We start from the raw sequence: 19,016 nt of genomic DNA, 5'->3' as shown, positions 1-19,016 counted from the left end.
CGTTTTACCTCGCACTATTTTATAGGAATGGCAGGAAGGTGCCTAGGATAAGCAGAAGCATGCTCACAATCACAATGGTGATAATGAGTTTCGCAACAAATTTCCACCAAGTTCCTAAGCTGATACGACCGAGTGCGAGAGCTCCCATAACAATACCAGAAGTAGGAGTGATGAGGTTAAGTACACCAGATGCAGATTGGTAGGCAGTGATGATGAGGCTTGCCTTGACATTGACAAACTCACCGAGTGGTGCCATGATACCCATTGTAGCACTAGCTAAACCTGATGAAGATGGGATAAGGAAGGACATAGGGAGGTAGAAGAGGTAGGTCAAGACGATAAAGACTTGAGGTGAGAGACCTTGAAGGCCGACTTCGCCCCAGTGAAGGATTGTCGCAGTGATCATACCGTCATTCATGATAACTTGGATACCACGGGCTACCGCACAAATCAAAGCTACTGTGAGAAGATCTGCTGCACCATTCATAAAGGTAGAAATGATTTTACTTTCCTTGAGGCCGTATACGATACCGATGAGAATCCCCATAACGGCAAAGAGCATAGCTCCTTCAGGGAAGTACCAACTACCAAAAGGTTGAGCAGATGAACCGATCACTCCACCGACAACAGGAAGACCAATCAACCAGTTCTTCATATCTTCAAACAAGGTGATATGCAAGTCTACCCAAGGGATAAAGCTGGCAATCATGATGATAAAGGTCAAGATGAACAAGGCAAGTACATGTTTTTGTTTCTTGCTCAAGACAGATGGAGTATCATCATTGTCAGTGACTTTGAAATGTTTGAGGTCTTCTTCTCTTTGAGAATAAACGAGTGATTTTGTAGGATCTTTTTGAATTTTTTCTGCATAGCGGTAAACGAAGTAGGTACTCATACCCGTCATCACAATCCAGAAAATAATCCGGAGAATGACACCGTCCATAGAAGATACGCCTGCCGTATCAGAAGCGATAACAGTTGCGAATGGATTGAGTGTAGAGGCGAGACAGCCAACTTGAGAACCGAGTAGGATAATGGCAACAGCAGTAATGCTATCGAAACCAACAGCCATCATCACAGGGACGAGGAGTGGGTAAAATGCCATAGTTTCTTCACCCATACCATAAGTTGTTCCTCCTAGTGCAAAGAGGGGCATGAGGATGAGGATCAGCATTTTTTCGCGTCCCTTGTATTTCTTAACAATAGAGGCAATACCAACATCTAGTGTGCCAGTTGCATTGACAACGCCAAGGAATCCCCCAACCATGAGGATAAAGAAGGCAACGTCAATAGCGGCTTTTGTAGGTTCGTGACCGAGCATAGCCCGAATCGGAGCCATTAAAACATCGTAAATCCCTTGGGGATTAGAGGTAACGGTTTGATAGGTACCTGCAATGAGGTTACCTGCTTCGTCTGTATCATACTTACCTGCTGGGATGATCCAAGTCAAGATTGCCATAATAGCAATGATAATGATCAAAACAGTGTAAGATGACGGCATTTGGAACCTTTTTTTTGTATTTTCACTCATTTGTTTTTCCTCCTAAACTATGTCACAAAGTATAAAACGAATGATGTTGGTCTGCCTGTGTACTCCTAATCAAGCTTGTTTAAAAATTGACTAGTCTTTCACAATAATTGTTCCACTTTCGGATTCAATCAGGGCACCGAGATTGCTGAGTGAGGTGATAACAGCCTTACCAGCAGGGTGGTGGGTGACAAAGTCAATGGCAGCTTCGACCTTGGGTAGCATGCTACCTGGAGCAAATTGTCCTTGTTTGATGTATTCTTGAAGTTGACTAACGGTAACGCGTTCCAGCCTTTCTTGATTTGGTTTATTGTAGTTGATGTAGACGTAGTCTACGCCAGTGAGCACGATAAAAACATCTGCCTCAACCAATTCTGCCAGCAGTTGAGAAGCAAAGTCTTTGTCTATAACGGCTTCAACACCGTCCAAGTAACCGTTTTCATTTTCGATAACAGGAATGCCTCCACCGCCAGCAGCGATGACGATTTGTCCGTCATTGAGTAAAGTACGGATACTGTTGATTTCTTTGATGCCAATTGGTTTAGGTGAAGCGACTACCTTACGCCATCCCCGACCAGCATCTTCCTTAAAGGTAGCACCTGTCTTTTCACTTTCTGCTTTTGCTTCTTCTTCGCTATAGAAAGGACCGATTGGTTTGCTTGGATCAGCGAATGCTGGGTCGTCCTTGTCGACGATGACTTGAGTGACTACAGAGGCGACGCTCTTTTCGATGTTAGCGTCTACTAGGGCATTTTCCAAGGCGTTTTGGAGCCAAAAACCGATACTGCCCTCGGTCATAGCGACTAGAGAATCAAGTGGAAAGGCAGGATTTTTTTCAGAATTAGCCTTCAAGTGTTGGAGCAGGAGATTTCCAACCTGAGGGCCGTTGCCATGGGTGATGATGAGTTCATCCCCGTTTTGAATCAGTTTGACCAGATAACGAGCTGTTTCTACCAGAGCAGCTTCCTGAGCCTGGGCAGAAGGATCTGTGGAGAGGATGGCATTTCCGCCTAAGGCGACGACGATTTTCCGATGAGACATGATCTCTCCTTTCACTAAGATACAAACCTATCAGACCTCAAAGAAAAGATTGAAAGCAAGACCAAGATTGGATACTTGGAGCAAATACTATTTCTGATGAGGTGAGAGGTAGATGCATTGAGGCAATCTGGACGAAGGGAGTTCAAAAATGAATAAGAATGGTTTAAACCACCACAGGGATTAGACTAGTGATAAAAGGATGATAGGAAGGTTTGTTTAGAGGTGGCAACTGATTAAACGAACTTCTTATTTCTAGAAATATGGATTGTAATGCTTACTAGCCGGAGTCCCTAAGGTGCTTGGTTACTAAATGTTAGACTTTGGGAATATAGAGATTTCCAAGAGTCGCTGCCATGACAGCTTTGATGGTATGCATCCGATTTTCTGCTTGATCAAAGTGTCGTGCGTATTGACTGCGGAAGACTTCGTCCGTTACTTCCATTTCTTCTACGCCAAATTTTTCAGCTACTTGTTTACCGTAAATGGTATTGGTGTCGTGGAAGGCTGGCAAGCAGTGAAGGAAAATCAACTTGTCGTTTCCAGCTTTCTTCACCAACTCCATGTTGACTTGGTAAGGTTTGAGTAGGGCAACCCGTTCAGCAAATTTGTCTTCTTCGCCCATAGATACCCAAACGTCAGTGTAGAGGACGTCAGCTCCTTTGACAGCCTCGTCAGCATCTTCTGTAATCAGGATGTGGGCGCCGCTTTCTTTTGCATATCCTTTTGCCAATTCTACGACCGATTGGTCAGGGAAGAGTTCTTTTGGAGAGAAGACATGTACGTTGACTCCGAGAATTGCTCCCGTCACAAGGAGACTATTGGCAACGTTGTTACGACCATCTCCACAGTAGACCAAGGTCAATCCTTCTAGATGACCAAAGTTTTCTTGTACTGTGAGGTAGTCGGCCAACATTTGAGTTGGGTGCCATTTGTCAGTCAAGCCGTTCCAAACAGGAACGCCAGAATACTGAGCCAGTTCTTCTACCATATCCTGGCTAAAACCACGAAATTCAATTCCGTCAAACATGCGTCCGAGAACTTTAGCGGTATCTTCAGTTGATTCTTTCTTGCCAAGTTGAATATCGTTGGCACCTAGGTATTCAGGATGTGCACCTAGGTCAATGGCTGCTGTTGTAAAAGCAGCCCGGGTTCTAGTAGAAGTCTTTTCAAACAAGAGAGCAATGTTTTTGCCTGCTAGATAGCGGTGTTCGATATTGCGTTTTTTGAGGTCTTTCAAGTGAGCTGAAAGACCGATAAGGTATTCGAGCTCTGCTCGACTAAAATCTTTTTCTGCTAGAAAACTACGTCCTTGAAATAGGGAATGTGTCATGATAACCTCTTTCTAATACTTCGTCCTAGGGGACTTGGCCAAGTATAATCTGTCTATCTATCAGAAGGGTGAGGAAGTCAAATTTCTTCGCGTTCAAACGGCATAGACATGCAACGAGGTCCACCACGACCGCGTACCAATTCTCTTCCGCGAATCTTAATGAGGCGAAGACCGTATTCTTCCAGTTTCTTATTGGTAACGGTATTGCGTTCATAAACGACTACCACACCTGGTGCGATTGCAAGGGTGTTAGAACCGTCATTCCATTGTTCACGAGCAGCAGCAACGATGTTTCCGTCCCCACATGGGATGAGGGTTACTTTTTCAACACCGAGGTTTTGGGCAAGGAGTTCTGCAAGATCGCCTTTTTCTTCGACGATTTGCAATTCTTCATTTTCATAGGTCACAGAGAAGACTCGGAGGTTGCCTTGGATTTCTGGGTGGATAGTAAATTTATCGTAGTCCACCATAGTAAAGACAGTATCCAAGTGCATGAACTTACGGCTGTTTGAGAATTCAAAGGCCAATACTTTTTTGAAGCCAACATTTTTTTTGAAGATGTTGACAAGTAGTTTTTCTATAGATGCCGCATCCGTCCGTTGAGAAATACCTACAGCTAGAACATCTTTAGAGAGAACAAGTTCATCGCCTCCTTCGATGCGTGTCGTTTCTTCACGATTGTAAATCAAATCAAGGCCACCGTAAACGGGGTGGTATTTAAAAATGTATTTACCGTAGAGGGTCTCGCGGTTACGGGTGTCGGCATACATATGGTTGAGCGATACAGCATGTCCGATAGTAGCAAATGGATCGCGAGTGAAGTAGAGGTTGGGCATAGGATCGATAGCAAATGGATAATCTGACTCAACTAAGTCGGTTAATCCTTTTGCTGATTCAGGGATTTCAGGGAGTTCTGTTTTTTGAACCCCAGCCATGGTTTTTTCGATCAATTCGAGATTGTCTTCTATGTCTTGGAGGAGCTTGCGAATTGCAATCTTAGTTTGACGGCCACGGATGTTGGCTTCGTCTAAATATTCCTCGATGAATTGATTTCGGATTTCTGGAGTAGTCAATGATTCAGCAGCCAGTTGCTCTAGGTAAAGGACTTCGACTCCTTCGTCACGAAGTGCCTGAGCAAAAGCGTCGTGCTCACTCTGGGCGTCCGCTAAAAATGGGATGTCATCAAAGAGTAGCCTCTCGAGGTGGTCCGGCATTAAGTTTTCCAACTCTTTGCCCGGACGATGCAACATAACTTTTTTCAGTTTCCCAATTTCTGAGAATACCTGAATTGGATGTGAAGACATGTGGTTTCCTCCTTTAAAATTTTGCTTCGATACTTTTTGATACCGCTTACATGTTCGTTATAACACAAACAATAATGCTTGTCAAGGACGAAAATATAGAGAAAATTTCGACAAAATATGGTTTTTATAGTGTTTTCTGTTAATATACAACAGGGGAGGAAAAAGAAGGAGTAAATAGATAAATATACAATAAAAAAGATAAAAAATTTTTTAAAGATTTATATTAAATTTCCTTTCTCTAATCGAAAAAGATACTTTTATATGTAGATTTAATGGGCGTTCTTGATAAGGATGCTTTGAAAGGATGTTAGTAAATTATATGAAATCTATCTGAAAAGCCTTTTAGCCACTCTGTTAAGAATGTATATTGTACAAATTATAGAATCTTTTCCGAGTATTTAGGAAGACAGCCTTATCTTATTGACGCTACCTAGATTTTTTGTTATAGTCAACGAGGTAACAACTAGGAAGAATGGGTTATTCACAAGTTGTGGATAAGTCTGGGGAGAGCAGGACATTCAGCTAGTAGCCTAGAGGTATCTTGAGAATAGTATCGGCAACTAGTAACGAGCTAGTTTTCTAGTAGAAATCGTATCGCAGTGGGGATTTGAGCAGGCTGCCTGAGGGTGACAGTTTCAAAATCTAAGAGCTGGTGTTTGGGAAAGTTAATTTTTAGGCAGGTTTTCTTATCCACAACCTGTGGATAACTTTGGAAACAAGAGAAATAATCAGAGAAAGAGATATGAGATGATGACAAAAATAAAACCGCATGGACCATTACCAAGTCAGGTCCAGCTAGCTTATCTGGGAGATGAACTAGCTGCCTTCATCCATTTTGGCCCCAATACCTTTTATGACCAGGAATGGGGAACAGGTCAGGAGGAGCCTGAGCGCTTTAACCCGACCAAGTTGGATGCGCGTGAGTGGGTTCGGGTGCTCAAAGAAACGGGTTTTAAAAAGCTGATTTTGGTGGTCAAGCACCATGATGGTTTTGTCCTCTACCCGACCGCTTATACAGACTACTCGGTCAAGGCTAGCCCTTGGAGGTATGGAAAGGGGGACTTGCTCCTTGAAGTTTCCCAAGCTGCAACTGAGTTTGACATGGATATGGGAGTTTATTTATCTCCTTGGGATGCCCATAGTCCCCTTTATCATGTGGACCGAGAAGCGGACTACAATGCTTACTATCTGGCTCAATTGAAGGAAATCTTGTCAAATCCTGCCTATGGGAATGCCGGTAAGTTCACTGAGGTTTGGATGGATGGTGCTCGAGGGGAAGGGGCCCAGCAGGTCAACTATGAGTTTGAGACTTGGTTTGAAACCATTCGTGACTTGCAGGGCGATTGTTTGATTTTCTCAACTGAGGCAACTAGTATTCGCTGGATTGGCAATGAACGGGGCTATGCAGGGGATCCCTTGTGGCAAAAAGTCAAGCCCGATCAGTTGGGGACAGAGGCTGCATTAGATTATTTACAGCACGGTGATCCCTCGGGTACGTTGTTTTCAATCGGTGAGGCAGATGTTTCCCTTCGGCCGGGTTGGTTTTACCATGAGGATCAGGATCCCAAGTCTCTTGAGGAATTGGTCGAAATCTACTTTCACTCAGTGGGGCGGGGAACCCCTCTCTTGCTCAATATTCCTCCAAACCAAGATGGTCTCTTTGATGAAAGGGATATCCAGCGATTGTATGAATTTAGGGCCTACCGTGACGAACTCTATAAAGAAGATTTGGCTCTGGGAAGCAAGGTATCTGGTCCGGCTCTATCAGAAGACTTTGCTTGTCATCATCTGACAGATGGACTGGAGACTAGTTCTTGGGCAAGTGATGCAGAACTGCCAATTCAGTTAGAGATTGATTTAGGAATTCCTAAAACTTTTGATGTAATCGAGCTGAGAGAAGATTTGAAACTAGGGCAACGCATCGCTGCTTTCCATGTTCAGGTAGAATTGGATGGTGCCTGGCAGGAGTTTGGATCAGGATTTACAGTGGGCTATAAACGCCTTTTGCGAGGATCCATGGTAGAGGCTCAGAAGGTGCGTGTCATCATCACAGAGGCACAGGATTTGCCAGTATTAACTAAAATTTCACTTTATAAAACACCTAGCTTGTCAAAAAAAGAAGCTGTTCAGCAACTGGAGTTTTCAGAAAAAAGTCTCGCTGTGATCAAGGGAGAAGATGCCTATTTTACAGTTAAGCGCAGAGAATGTAGTGGTCCTTTAGAAGCTAAGATTTCGATTCAACCAGGGACGGGTGTGCATGGTGTCGCTTATCAGGATGAGATTCAAGTCCTTGCGTTTCAAGTTGGCGAGACTGAAAAAAGATTGACGCTTCCAACCTTGTATTTCGCAGGAGATAAAACCTTGGATTTCTATCTGAATCTAATGGTGGGTGGTCAGCTTGTAGATCAACTTCAAGTCCAAGTTTCATAAAAGAACCTTTGCGCGATGCAAAGGTTCTTTTGGTTATTAGTGATTTGGTAGCCAGCTGAGGGTGAAGGTCAGTTGCTCAGTTTTCAAGAGGTCTTGGTGTTGGATGCTAGATACAGGGGTCTTGTCCAATCGACACTCTTTGACAAAGTTAAAATGGCTGTAGTTTTGCTCAGCATGGATATCTAGCCATTTATTTTCCTTAGCTAGGTAGACACGCAGATGGTCAAAGAGGGGAATTCCGAGGTCGTAGCTTGGTTTGCCTGGACAGGTTGGATAGAATCCAAGAGCCGACCAGATGTACCAAGCAGAGAGACTGCCGTTGTCCTCATCGCCAGGATAGGCATCCCAGCTTGGTTTGAAGGTCTTCTGACGTAGCGTCTTGATGAGAAGGCTAGTGTATTCAGGATAGTTACTGTAGCGGAAGAGATAAGGGATATGGAAACTAGGTTGGTTGGAAATGGCGACTTGTCCAAAAGGAGCAGTAGCCATCTCGCTCATCTCGTGAATCTCATAACCATAGCCAGTCGTTTCAAAGAGAGGAGCATCCTGACAGGCTTTCAAAAGGTAGTGGCTAAAGGTTCCTTTTCCACCCATCAGTTGGATTAAGCTAGGGATGTCGTGTAGAACGCCCAAAGTCGCTTGAATGGCAGAACATTCGGCGTAGTCTCGTCCCCAACTGTAAGGAGAGAAGTCAGGTCGGAAGTTGCCTTGGTTGTCTCGCGCTCGCATGTAGCCCGTCTCAGAGTCAAAGAGATGACGGAAATTCTGCGATGCGGCCTTATAAGTCTGGGCGATGTCATTCTGACCTTGTTTTTCGGCACAGCTGGCGATGCAAAAATCACTATAGGCGTAGTCTAGGGTGTGGCTGACGCTTTCGTGGTGGTCAGTAGAGAGATAACCTAATTCTTGGTATTGAGCTAAACCGTGGCGACCGTTGATGCCAAGAGGGTCGGACTTGGTGGCTGTCTCCAGCATGGCTTGGAGGAGTTCCTCTTCCAAGTCGGGAGCCATTTCCTTGCAGGCGCTATCTGAGATAATGCCGTCCAATAGAGTACCAGGCATCATACCACGTTCATCTGGAGCCAGCCATTTAGGCAGGAATCCAGTATCGCGGTAGCTATTGAGGAAACCTTCTAGAAAGCGGTGATAGTGTTCTGGTATAATAAGGGCAAAGAGAGGGAAGGTGGTGCGGAAGGTATCCCAGAAACCATTGTTGCTAAAGAGGACACCGGGCTTGACAGTACCAGTAGACAAATCCATGTGGATGGCTTGCCCTGACTCGTTCACCTCATAAAATGTCTGTGGGAAGAGGAAGAGTCTGTAGAGGCAGTGGTCAAAAAAGGTTCGGTCGGTTTCCCCTGTCTCCACGATATCAAAACGGTGGAGGAGATTTTCCCAGTTCGCTTTCGCACTTGCTTTACAGCTATCAAAGTCCGTTTGAGGTAGATTAAGCAGCGCTTGAGAAGGAGAGATGAAAGAAGTCGCTAGTTGAATCTCAGCATGACTGTCTGCGAGGTCAATTCGCCAGTCTCTGCTTTCTTGGCTGACAGCAAGAATCTCCGTATTTATTTGTAGGGCGGTGAAGAGTATCAGCGGATTTTTATTGGTCTCTGTTTTGCCTTCTTGTCTGAGGGACAGAGTCCGCTTATCTACCTGCTCCACTGTCAGTTCATCTTTTGCGTGAAGATAGAGGGCGAGGGCTTTGCCTTGCTTTTGCTCTAGGCGCATAGAAGCGCCATAGCAAGTCGGTGTGAGCTGGGTTTCAATCTGATAGCGCAGGGAGAAAATCTTCATATAATGAGGCTGGAAGGAGGCCTTGTCTAGGTCATAGGAAGACTGACGATGGAAGAGGCTGTCTCCACCTAGCTGGCCTGTAACAGGTGTCAGAAGGAGCCAAGAGTAGTCGCCAATCCAAGGACTGGGCTGGTGGGTTAAGCGAATTCCCTGAAATATGGGCAGATGCGGATCGAAAAACCAAGAACCCTCCTGGTCACTGGTCTGAAGCACAAAATAATTCATCCCAAAAGGAACGCCCGTGTAGGGTAGGGTATTTCCTCGAGAAAAGGCATGCTTGCTAGCAGTCCCAAAGCGGGTATCGATGGTTTCAAGTAGTGGTTTCATAGTCTTTCCTTTAGCTGTTTTTCTACATTATATCAGAAAAATGAGACCTTTAGATATGGAGTTCGAAAGTAAGCAATTTTGTAGAAAAATGACTATCATTTGTGTATGTATTTTCTGTCTCAAAAACTATATACTGAACATGAAACTTGTTTGAAAGAGGTAAAATTTAAAATGGTTTATTCTAAAGAAATCGTCAGAGAGTGGCTGGATGAAGTAGCAGAGCGTGCCAAGGACCATCCGGAGTGGGTGGATGTCTTTGAACGTTGCTATACCGACACCTTGGACAATACGGTTGAGATCCTAGAAGATGGTTCAACTTTTGTGCTCACAGGAGACATTCCTGCTATGTGGCTTCGTGACTCGACGGCCCAACTCAGACCCTATCTTCATGTGGCTAAAAGAGATGCCCTTCTGCGTCAGACCATTGCAGGTTTGGTCAAGCGCCAGATGACCTTGGTACTCAAGGATCCTTATGCCAATTCCTTTAACATTGAGGAGAACTGGAAGGGCCACCACGAGACTGACCACACAGATCTTAACGGCTGGATCTGGGAACGCAAGTATGAGGTGGACTCGCTTTGCTATCCTTTGCAGCTGGCTTATCTCCTTTGGAAAGAAACAGGGGAAACCAGCCAGTTTGATGAAATTTTTGTCACAGCAACCAAGGAAATCCTTCATCTCTGGACGGTAGAGCAAGATCACAACAACTCTCCTTATCGTTTTGTCCGCGACACAGATCGAAAAGAAGATACCTTGGTAAATAATGGTTTTGGACCTGATTTTGCAGTGACAGGTATGACCTGGTCAGCCTTCCGACCAAGTGATGACTGCTGTCAGTATAGCTATTTGATTCCATCCAATATGTTTGCAGTCGTTGTCTTGGGGTATGTGCAAGAAATCTTTGCAGAATTGAATCTAGCTGATAGCGAGAGTGTCATCGCAGACGCTAAACGTCTGCAAGCAGAGATCCAAGAAGGGATCGAAAACTATGCCTACACCACCAATAGCAAGGGTGAAAAGATTTACGCCTTTGAAGTGGATGGTCTAGGAAATGCTAGCATCATGGATGATCCAAATGTACCGAGTCTGCTGGCTGCGCCTTATCTTGGTTATTGTGCGATTGACGATGAGGTTTACCAAGCAACTCGTCGGACCATTTTGAGCCCTGAAAATCCATACTTCTACCAAGGAGAATACGCTAGCGGTCTCGGAAGTTCTCATACCTTCTACCGCTATATCTGGCCAATCGCCCTTTCTATCCAAGGCTTGACAACAAGAGATAAGGCGGAGAAGAAATTCTTGCTCGATCAGCTCGTTGCCTGCGATGGTGGCACAGGTGTCATGCACGAAAGCTTCCACGTAGATGATCCAACGCTCTACTCTCGCGAATGGTTCTCATGGGCCAACATGATGTTCTGTGAGTTAGTCTTGGATTACCTGGGTATTCGCTAATGAGCCTTAGCTCAATAGGTTCTTGCAAAGAATCACAAATTCACATTTAAAACGTTAAAAATTTAATTTAGAATGAGGTTTTACTTCATGGAAAATGTTGTTGTACATATTATCTCACACAGTCACTGGGACCGTGAGTGGTACTTGCCTTTTGAAAGCCACCGTATGCAGTTGGTGGAGTTATTTGATAATCTTTTTGACCTTTTTGAAAATGATCCTGAGTTCAAGAGCTTCCACTTGGATGGTCAAACCATTGTCCTTGATGACTACTTGGAAATTCGTCCTGAAAATCGCGACAAAGTCCAAGGTTACATCGACCAAGGCAAACTCAAAATTGGTCCCTTTTACATCTTGCAGGATGACTACTTGATTTCCAGCGAAGCCAATGTTCGCAATACCTTGATAGGTCAAGCAGAATGTGCAAAATGGGGCAAATCAACCCAGGTTGGTTACTTCCCAGATACCTTTGGAAATATGGGGCAGGCTCCTCAAATCCTTCAAAAATCAGGCATTCACGTGGCAGCCTTTGGCCGTGGTGTCAAGCCGATTGGATTTGACAACCAAGTCCTCGAAGATGAGCAGTTTACTTCTCAGTTTTCAGAAATGTACTGGCAGGGTGCGGACGGAAGTCGTGTCCTCGGTATCCTCTTTGCCAACTGGTACAGTAATGGGAATGAAATTCCAGTGGATAAAGACGAGGCCTTGACCTTCTGGAAACAAAAATTGGCAGACGTGCGTGACTACGCTTCGACCAACCAATGGTTGATGATGAATGGATGTGACCACCAGCCTGTACAGCGAAATCTGAGTGAAGCCATTCGTGTGGCAAATGAACTCTTCCCAGATGTGACCTTTGTGCATAGTTCATTTGATGACTATATCCACGCAGTAGAAAGTGCTCTGCCGGAGCAACTATCTACGGTTACAGGTGAGTTGACCAGTCAGGAAACAGATGGTTGGTACACACTTGCCAACACTTCTTCATCCCGTATTTACCTCAAACAAGCTTTCCAAGAAAATAGCAACCTGCTAGAACAAGTGGTGGAACCATTGACGGTCATCACTGGCGGACATAACCACAAGGACCAGTTGACCTATGCTTGGAAAGTCCTTCTACAAAATGCGCCCCATGATAGTATCTGTGGCTGTAGTATTGACGAAGTTCACTACGAGATGGAGACACGTTTTGCCAAGGTCAACCAAGTCGGAAACTTCGTTAAGACCAATCTTCTCAACGAGTGGAAGGGTAAAATTGCAACTCAGGAAGCTCAAAGCGACCATCTCTTTACGGTCATCAATACAGGCTTGCATGACAAGGTTGACACTGTCAGCACAGTGATTGATGTGGCGATTTGTGATTTCAAGGAATTGCACCCAACAGAAGGCTACAAGAAAATGGCAGCCTTGACCTTGCCAAACTACCGTGTCGAAGACTTGGAAGGACATGCTGTAGAAGCGAAAATCGAAGATCTGGGAGCTAATTTTGAGTATGATTTGCCAAAAGACAAGTTCCGTCAAGCTCGTATCGCTCGACAAGTGCGCGTGACAGTCCCTGTTCATCTAGCCCCTCTCTCTTGGACAACCTTCCAATTGCTTGAAGGAGAACAAGAAGGCCGTGACGGTATTTACCAAAATGGAGTGATTGATACGCCATTTGTAACAGTAAGTGTGGATGAAAACGTCACGGTCTACGACAAGACAACTCATGAAGCTTATGAAGATGTTATTCGCTTTGAAGATCGTGGTGACATTGGAAATGAGTACATCTACTTCCAACCAAAAGGAACAGAGCCTATCTACGCAGAACTAAAAGGCTGTGAAGTATTGGAAAATACAGCTCGTTTTGCCAAGATTTTGCTCAAGCATGAATTGACAATTCCAGTAAGTGCAGACGAAAAACTGGATGCAGAACAAAGAGGCATCATCGAGTTTATGACGCGTGAAGCTGGGCGTTCAGAAGAATTGACAAGTATTCTTCTTGAAACAGAGATGACTGTCTTTGTTGATAATCCACAAATCCGCTTCAAGACTCGCTTTACTAACACAGCCAAGGACCACCGTATCCGTCTCTTGGTTAAGACTCATAACACACGTCCAAGCAATGACTCTGAAAGCATCTATGAGGTGGTGACACGACCAAATAAACCAGCTGCTTCTTGGGAAAATCCTGAAAATCCACAACACCAACAAGCCTTTGTCAGCCTTTATGATGATGAAAAAGGAGTGACGGTGGCCAATAAAGGACTGCACGAGTATGAAATCCTTGGGGACAATACCATTGCAGTGACCATCCTTCGTGCTTCAGGCGAGCTAGGTGACTGGGGTTACTTCCCAACGCCAGAGGCTCAGTGCTTGCGTGAGTTTGAAGTCGAGTTTGCGATTGAATTCCACCAAGCGCAAGAACGCTTCTCAGCTTTCCGTCGTGCCAAAGCCTTCCAAACACCATTCACTAGCCTTCAGGTTGCTAAACAAGAAGGAAGTGTTGCAGCGACTGGTAGCCTCTTGAGTCATGCGGCACTCAGCTTACCACAAGTTTGCCCAACAGCCTTTAAAGTGTCGGAAAATGAAGAAGGATATGTTCTCCGTTACTACAATATGAGTCAAGAAAATGTGCGCATATCAGAACACCAACAAACCATTCTTGACTTACTTGAGCGACCATATCCAGTTCATTCAGGACTATTGGCTCCACAAGAAATTCGTACAGAATTGATTAAAAAAGAAGAAATCTAACAGTTTTAAAGTGTTCTATAACGAATACTATGAGATAGAAAGGAGGGGCGAAAGAGTAAGGATTAACTACTAATTCGCCCCTTTTTGGTGAAAATATGACCATTGCAACCATTGATATCGGAGGGACTGGGATTAAGTTTGCCAGTCTGACTCCTGATGGAAAAATACTAGATAAGACAAGTATACCGACACCAGAAACCCTAGAAGATTTACTGACTTGGCTAGACCAATGCTTGGCAGAGAAAGATTATAAGGGCATTGCCATGAGCGTTCCAGGCGCGGTCAATCAAGAAACAGGTGTAATTGAGGGAATCAGTGCCGTACCTTATATTCACGGTTTTTCTTGGTATGAGGCTCTTGCTCATCATCAGCTACCTGTCCATCTAGAAAATGATGCCAACTGTGTTGGACTTAGTGAACTGCTAGCTCATCCAGAGATTGAAAATGCAGCCTGTGTCGTGATTGGGACAGGAATCGGCGGAGCTATGATTATCAATGGCAAACTTCACCGAGGTCGCCACGGCTTAGGTGGTGAGTTTGGCTATATGACAATCATTGAACCAGCTGAAAAACTCAACAACTGGTCGCTACTAGCCTCTACAGGAAACATGGTTCGCTACGTAATTGAAAAATCTGGTCAGACTGACTGGGATGGTCGCAAGATTTACCAAGAAGCTGCAGCAGGCAATGCCCTTTGCCAAGAAGCCATTGAGCGAATGAACCGTAATTTGGCTCAAGGCTTGCTCAATATCCAGTATCTGATCGATCCAGATGTCATTAGTCTGGGAGGCTCTATCAGTCAAAATCCAGACTTTATCCAAGGCGTCAAAAAAGCTGTCGATGAATTTGTCGAAAGCTATGAAGAATATACCATCACTCCAGTGATTCAAGCCTGCACCTATCACGCAGATGCCAATCTCTATGGTGCCCTTGTCAACTGGCTGCAGGAGGAAAACCAATGGTAATTTTTACAGGACTTAGTCCCAAACAAGAGCAAGCATTAGAGTTGCTTAAAAAGCATATTTCGCTAGCAGATGTAGAGGTAGCAGTCGCTCAGTCTGACCAAGCCTCTATCTCTATCAAGGGTGAGGATGGCCACTATCAACTGACTTATCGCAAACCTCACCAACTTTACCGCGCCTTGTCCTTGTTGGCAACAGCTCTAGTAGAAGGTGATAAGGTAGAGATTGAAGAACAAGCTGCTTACGAAGATTTGGCTTACATGGCAGACTGTTCGCGAAATGCAGTGCTAAATGTGGCTTCTGCCAAACAGATGATTGAAGTCTTGGCTCTTATGGGCTACTCAACCTTTGAGCTTTACATGGAAGATACTTATCAGATTGAGGGACAACCTTACTTTGGTTATTTCCGTGGTGCCTACTCGGCTGAGGAGTTGCAGGAAATAGAAGCCTACGCCCAGCAGTTTGACATGACCTTTGTGCCTTGCATCCAGACCTTGGCCCACTTGTCGGCCTTTGTCAAATGGGGTGTCAAAGAAGTACAAGAGCTCCGTGATGTAGAAGATATCCTCCTCATTGGCGAAGAAAAAGTTTACGACCTAATTGACGGGATGTTTGCCACTCTGTCTAAACTGCAGACACGCAAGGTCAATATTGGGATGGATGAAGCCCACTTGGTTGGTTTGGGACGCTACCTCATTTTGAACGGTGTTGTGGACCGTAGTCTCCTCATGTGTCAACACTTGGAGCGCGTGCTGGATATCGCAGACAAATATGGTTTCCACTGCCAGATGTGGAGTGACATGTTCTTCAAACTCATGTCAGCAGATGGCCAGTACGATCGTGATGTGGAAATTCCTGAGGAAACTCGTGTCTACCTAGACCGTCTCAAAGATCGTGTAACCTTGGTTTATTGGGATTATTACCAGGATAGCGAAGAAAAGTACAATCGTAATTTCCGTAATCACCACAAGATTAGCCAAGATATCGCCTTTGCAGGTGGTGCTTGGAAGTGGATTGGTTTTACCCCACACAACCATTTCAGCCGTCTAGTGGCTATAGAGGCCAATAAAGCCTGTCGTGCTAATCAGATAAAAGAAGTCATCGTAACTGGTTGGGGGGACAATGGTGGCGAGACAGCCCAGTTTTCTATCCTACCCAGCTTGCAAATCTGGGCAGAACTCAGCTACCGCAATGACCTAGACCGTTTGTCTGCACACTTCAAGACCAATACGGGTCTATCAGTTGAGGATTTCATGCAGATTGACCTAGCCAACCTCTTGCCAGATCTACCAGGCAATCTCAGTGGTATCAATCCCAACCGCTATGTCTTTTATCAGGATGTTCTCTGTCCGATTCTTGATCGACACATGACACCTGAACAGGACAAGCCACACTTCGCGCATGCTGCGGAGACCCTTGCTGAAATCAAAGAAAAAGCTGGCGCCTACTCTTACCTCTTTGAAACTCAGGCTCAGTTGAATGCTATTTTAAGTAGCAAAGTGGATGTGGGACGACGCATCCGTGAAACTTATAAAGTCGGTGACAAAGTCAGCTTGCAGCAAATCGCCAGAGAAGAATTACCAAAACTCAGAAGTGAGATAGAAACCTTCCACAAACTCTTTAGCCAACAATGGCTGAAAGAAAACAAGGTCTTTGGTTTGGATACGGTCGATATCCGTATGGGCGGACTCTTGCAACGCATCAAACGAGCAGAAAGCCGTATAGAGGATTATCTGTCTGGTCAGATTGACCGTATCGAAGAATTAGAAGTCGAAATCCTTCCATTTAATGATTTTTATGGAGACAAGGACTTTGCAGCCACAACAGCCAACCAGTGGCACACCATTGCGACCGCATCGACGATTTATACGACTTAATACTCTTCGAAAATCTCTTCAAACCACGTCAGCTTCGCCTTGCCGTATAGATGTTACTGACTTCGTCAGTTTTATCTGCAACCTCAAAGCAGTGCTTTGAGCAGCTTGCGGCTAGCTTCCTAGTTTGCTCTTTGATTTTCATTGAGTATAAAAACAAGAACAGTGTCCCCTGTTCAGAGTGTTTCTCGTGAAACCTATTTCTTATAAAAAACTTCTCCACATAAAATAATTTGTGGAGTTTTTTCTATAATTAGTAGTTTAAACTATTCTTGAAATAAGAGTATACTAATTATGTAATCGTTATCAAACCTAAAAATTCGATGAAATCAGTTTTTAGGAATAAAATGGGAGGAAATTATGAAAAAGTTTTCAAAGACCTTGAGAGATAACTGGATTTTTCTCTTGATGGTTTTACCAGGGGCACTTTGGTTGATTCTATTCTTCTATATCCCAGTATTTGGAAATGTGGTCGCCTTTAAAGATTACCATATGAGTGGTGAAGGATTTATCCACAGTATTATGAATAGTAAGTGGGTCGGCCTCGATAACTTTAAGTTCTTGTTTAGTTCTAAAGATGCCTTTATCATTACTCGAAATACCGTCCTTTACAACCTTGGATTCATCTTTATTGGTTTGATTGTGTCGGTTGGAATTGCCATCATCCTCAGTGAGCTTCGTTCTAAGAGAATGGTTAAAATTTTCCAAACGTCTATGTTGTTCCCGTACTTCTTGTCATGGGTTATCATCAGTTTCTTTACAGATGCATTCCTCAACATTGACAAGGGTGTGATCAACCACTTCCTTTCTTCCATCGGATTGAAGGAAATTAACTTCTATGCTGACTTAGGTATTTGGCCATATCTTCTCCTTTTCCTAGGTATCTGGAAAGGATTCGGATATAGCAGTGTCATGTACTATGCGACTATCATGGGAATTGACCCTACCTACTACGAAGCAGCAACAGTGGACGGGGCTAGCAAGTGGCAACGGATTCGCAATGTAACCATTCCACAGTTGACACCGCTGATAACTGTTTTGACTATCCTTGCAGTCGGAAACATCTTCCGTGCAGACTTCGGTCTTTTCTACCAAATCCCACACAATGCTGGTCAGCTCTACAATGTAACCAACGTACTAGACGTCTATGTCTATAATGGTTTGACTCAGACAGCGGATATTGGTATGGCATCAGCAGCTGGTCTTTATCAGTCAGTTGTCGGTTTGATTCTCGTTATCTTATCAAATATACTCGCAAGACGAGTCGATCCAAATTCAGCACTATTCTAGAAAGGAGGAAAGCATGGCAGAAAAAATTAAAAAAGCAAAAATTGATAATGTCGGCATTCACTCCTTCAGTAAGAAGGCAGATATCTTCTTCAGTATTATTTCTGGATTGATTGCTCTCTCTTGTATCTTACCCTTTATCTTTGTCATCATGATTTCCATCACAGATGAAAAGAGCATCCTTCAACATGGATATAGCTTTTTCCCATCACAGTTTGGATTAGATGGCTTCGAGTTTTTGGCTCAGTTTAAAGATAAGATATTACAAGCGCTCTTTATCTCAGTGTTTGTAACAGTAGTCGGAACCTTGACAAATGTCTTTATCACAACAACTTATGCCTACGCCATTTCACGGACAACCTTTAAGTACCGCAGATTCTTTACAGTTTTCGTCCTACTTAGTATGTTGTTCAACGCCGGTTTGGTTCCAGGCTATATCGTGGTAACTCGTTTGCTTCAACTAGGTGATACAGTTTGGGCCTTGATTGTTCCAATGCTTCTCTCACCATTTAACATCATCTTGATGCGTTCCTTCTTCAAGAAGACCATTCCAGAAGCCATTCTGGAGTCCGCTCGTATCGATGGTGCTAGTGAAGCCCGGATCTTCTTCCAAATCTGTTTACCATTGTCATTACCAGGTATCGCAACCATCACGCTTTTGACAGCTCTTGGTTTCTGGAACGACTGGTTTAACGCCCTTCTTTACATTAAGAGTGACAACTTGTATCCATTGCAGTATTTGCTCATGCAAATCCAACAAAATATGGACTACATCGCCAAAGCAGTCGGTCTTTCTGGTCAACTGGGAGTCGCTCTTCCAAAGGAAACAGGGCGTATGGCCATGGTTGTCGTTGCAACCCTTCCGATTGCCATTCTGTATCCATTCTTCCAACGCTACTTTGTAAAAGGTTTGACCATCGGTGGTGTGAAAGAATAGGACTTACTGAGAAACAT

General features: G+C 44.2%; 12 protein-coding genes. 7 read left to right on the top strand and 5 right to left on the bottom strand.

All coding sequences use genetic code 11. The features are described 5' to 3' along the window. Positions 1-19 precede the first annotated feature (19 nt). From SORDD24_RS03895 to arcA, 4 genes are all read right to left on the bottom strand, one after another. Positions 20-1,531, bottom strand: a complete 1,512-nt coding sequence (locus tag SORDD24_RS03895; RefSeq protein WP_061407619.1) for a YfcC family protein — start codon at positions 1,529-1,531, stop codon at positions 20-22. Positions 1,532-1,621: 90 nt separating this feature from the next. Further along, a complete protein-coding gene (gene arcC / locus SORDD24_RS03890; RefSeq protein ID WP_049538026.1) occupies positions 1,622-2,569 on the bottom strand; it encodes a carbamate kinase in 948 nt (315 codons plus the stop codon). Between the two features lie 313 nt (positions 2,570-2,882). Then, positions 2,883-3,899 (bottom strand): ornithine carbamoyltransferase, encoded by a 1,017-nt coding sequence (gene argF, locus SORDD24_RS03885; RefSeq protein WP_049538027.1) that lies wholly within the window; start codon positions 3,897-3,899, stop codon positions 2,883-2,885. A 77-nt stretch (positions 3,900-3,976) separates the two neighbouring features. Next, positions 3,977-5,203 (bottom strand): arginine deiminase, encoded by a 1,227-nt coding sequence (arcA, locus tag SORDD24_RS03880; protein ID WP_000094628.1) that lies wholly within the window; start codon positions 5,201-5,203, stop codon positions 3,977-3,979. A 750-nt stretch (positions 5,204-5,953) separates the two neighbouring features. Between arcA and SORDD24_RS03875 the strand changes: the two genes are divergently transcribed. Further along, positions 5,954-7,633: an alpha-L-fucosidase gene (locus SORDD24_RS03875; protein ID WP_061407907.1), complete on the top strand. Its 1,680-nt coding sequence runs from the start codon at positions 5,954-5,956 to the stop codon at positions 7,631-7,633. A 36-nt stretch (positions 7,634-7,669) separates the two neighbouring features. Here the strand turns inward: SORDD24_RS03875 and SORDD24_RS03870 are convergent, their stop codons facing one another. Next, positions 7,670-9,754, bottom strand: a complete 2,085-nt coding sequence (locus SORDD24_RS03870; RefSeq protein WP_061407615.1) for a GH92 family glycosyl hydrolase — start codon at positions 9,752-9,754, stop codon at positions 7,670-7,672. A 171-nt stretch (positions 9,755-9,925) separates the two neighbouring features. Here SORDD24_RS03870 and SORDD24_RS03865 point away from each other — a divergent pair, with 171 nt between their 5' ends. From SORDD24_RS03865 to SORDD24_RS03840, 6 genes are all read left to right on the top strand, one after another. Further along, positions 9,926-11,206, top strand: coding sequence for a glycoside hydrolase family 125 protein (locus SORDD24_RS03865; protein WP_061407612.1), 1,281 nt, complete (start codon positions 9,926-9,928; stop codon positions 11,204-11,206). Between the two features lie 87 nt (positions 11,207-11,293). Continuing rightward, the gene (locus SORDD24_RS03860; RefSeq protein ID WP_061407609.1) at positions 11,294-13,939 is read left to right on the top strand and encodes an alpha-mannosidase; all 2,646 of its coding nucleotides are present in this window, start codon (positions 11,294-11,296) and stop codon (positions 13,937-13,939) included. A gap of 95 nt (positions 13,940-14,034) precedes the next feature. Continuing rightward, on the top strand, positions 14,035-14,904 hold the full coding sequence (locus SORDD24_RS03855; RefSeq protein WP_061407606.1) for an ROK family protein: 870 nt from the start codon (positions 14,035-14,037) through the stop codon (positions 14,902-14,904). Beyond that, positions 14,898-16,778: a beta-N-acetylhexosaminidase gene (locus SORDD24_RS03850; protein ID WP_061407603.1), complete on the top strand. Its 1,881-nt coding sequence runs from the start codon at positions 14,898-14,900 to the stop codon at positions 16,776-16,778. The genes SORDD24_RS03855 and SORDD24_RS03850 overlap by 7 nt, the downstream gene beginning before the upstream one ends. Positions 16,779-17,135: 357 nt before the next feature. Continuing rightward, entirely contained in the window at positions 17,136-18,065 is a 930-nt protein-coding gene (locus tag SORDD24_RS03845; protein WP_049538037.1) for an ABC transporter permease, read from the top strand. Positions 18,066-18,078: 13 nt separating this feature from the next. After that, positions 18,079-18,999, top strand: coding sequence for a carbohydrate ABC transporter permease (locus tag SORDD24_RS03840; RefSeq protein WP_000818291.1), 921 nt, complete (start codon positions 18,079-18,081; stop codon positions 18,997-18,999). The last annotated feature ends 17 nt before the right edge of the window (positions 19,000-19,016 follow it).

Origin of the sequence: Streptococcus oralis (genome assembly GCF_001579175.1) — a bacterium.
Lineage (GTDB): Bacteria > Bacillota > Bacilli > Lactobacillales > Streptococcaceae > Streptococcus > Streptococcus oralis_O.
Note: the sequence above shows the minus strand (reverse complement) of the source record. Positions and strands in the feature narration are given on the sequence as shown.

Bases quoted from the DNA above. Each gene is read 5' to 3' on its own strand.
- SORDD24_RS03850 (WP_061407603.1), top strand. From the start codon at position 14,898: ATGGTAATTTTTACAGGACTTAGTCCCAAACAAGAGCAAGCATTAGAG.
- SORDD24_RS03855 (WP_061407606.1), top strand. From the start codon at position 14,035: ATGACCATTGCAACCATTGATATCGGAGGGACTGGGATTAAGTTTGCC.
- SORDD24_RS03845 (WP_049538037.1), top strand. From the start codon at position 17,136: ATGAAAAAGTTTTCAAAGACCTTGAGAGATAACTGGATTTTTCTCTTG.
- argF (WP_049538027.1), bottom strand. From the start codon at position 3,899: ATGACACATTCCCTATTTCAAGGACGTAGTTTTCTAGCAGAAAAAGAT.
- SORDD24_RS03840 (WP_000818291.1), top strand. From the start codon at position 18,079: ATGGCAGAAAAAATTAAAAAAGCAAAAATTGATAATGTCGGCATTCAC.
- SORDD24_RS03865 (WP_061407612.1), top strand. From the start codon at position 9,926: ATGGTTTATTCTAAAGAAATCGTCAGAGAGTGGCTGGATGAAGTAGCA.
- arcC (WP_049538026.1), bottom strand. From the start codon at position 2,569: ATGTCTCATCGGAAAATCGTCGTCGCCTTAGGCGGAAATGCCATCCTC.
- SORDD24_RS03875 (WP_061407907.1), top strand. From the start codon at position 5,954: ATGACAAAAATAAAACCGCATGGACCATTACCAAGTCAGGTCCAGCTA.
- arcA (WP_000094628.1), bottom strand. From the start codon at position 5,203: ATGTCTTCACATCCAATTCAGGTATTCTCAGAAATTGGGAAACTGAAA.
- SORDD24_RS03860 (WP_061407609.1), top strand. From the start codon at position 11,294: ATGGAAAATGTTGTTGTACATATTATCTCACACAGTCACTGGGACCGT.
- SORDD24_RS03870 (WP_061407615.1), bottom strand. From the start codon at position 9,754: ATGAAACCACTACTTGAAACCATCGATACCCGCTTTGGGACTGCTAGC.
- SORDD24_RS03895 (WP_061407619.1), bottom strand. From the start codon at position 1,531: ATGAGTGAAAATACAAAAAAAAGGTTCCAAATGCCGTCATCTTACACT.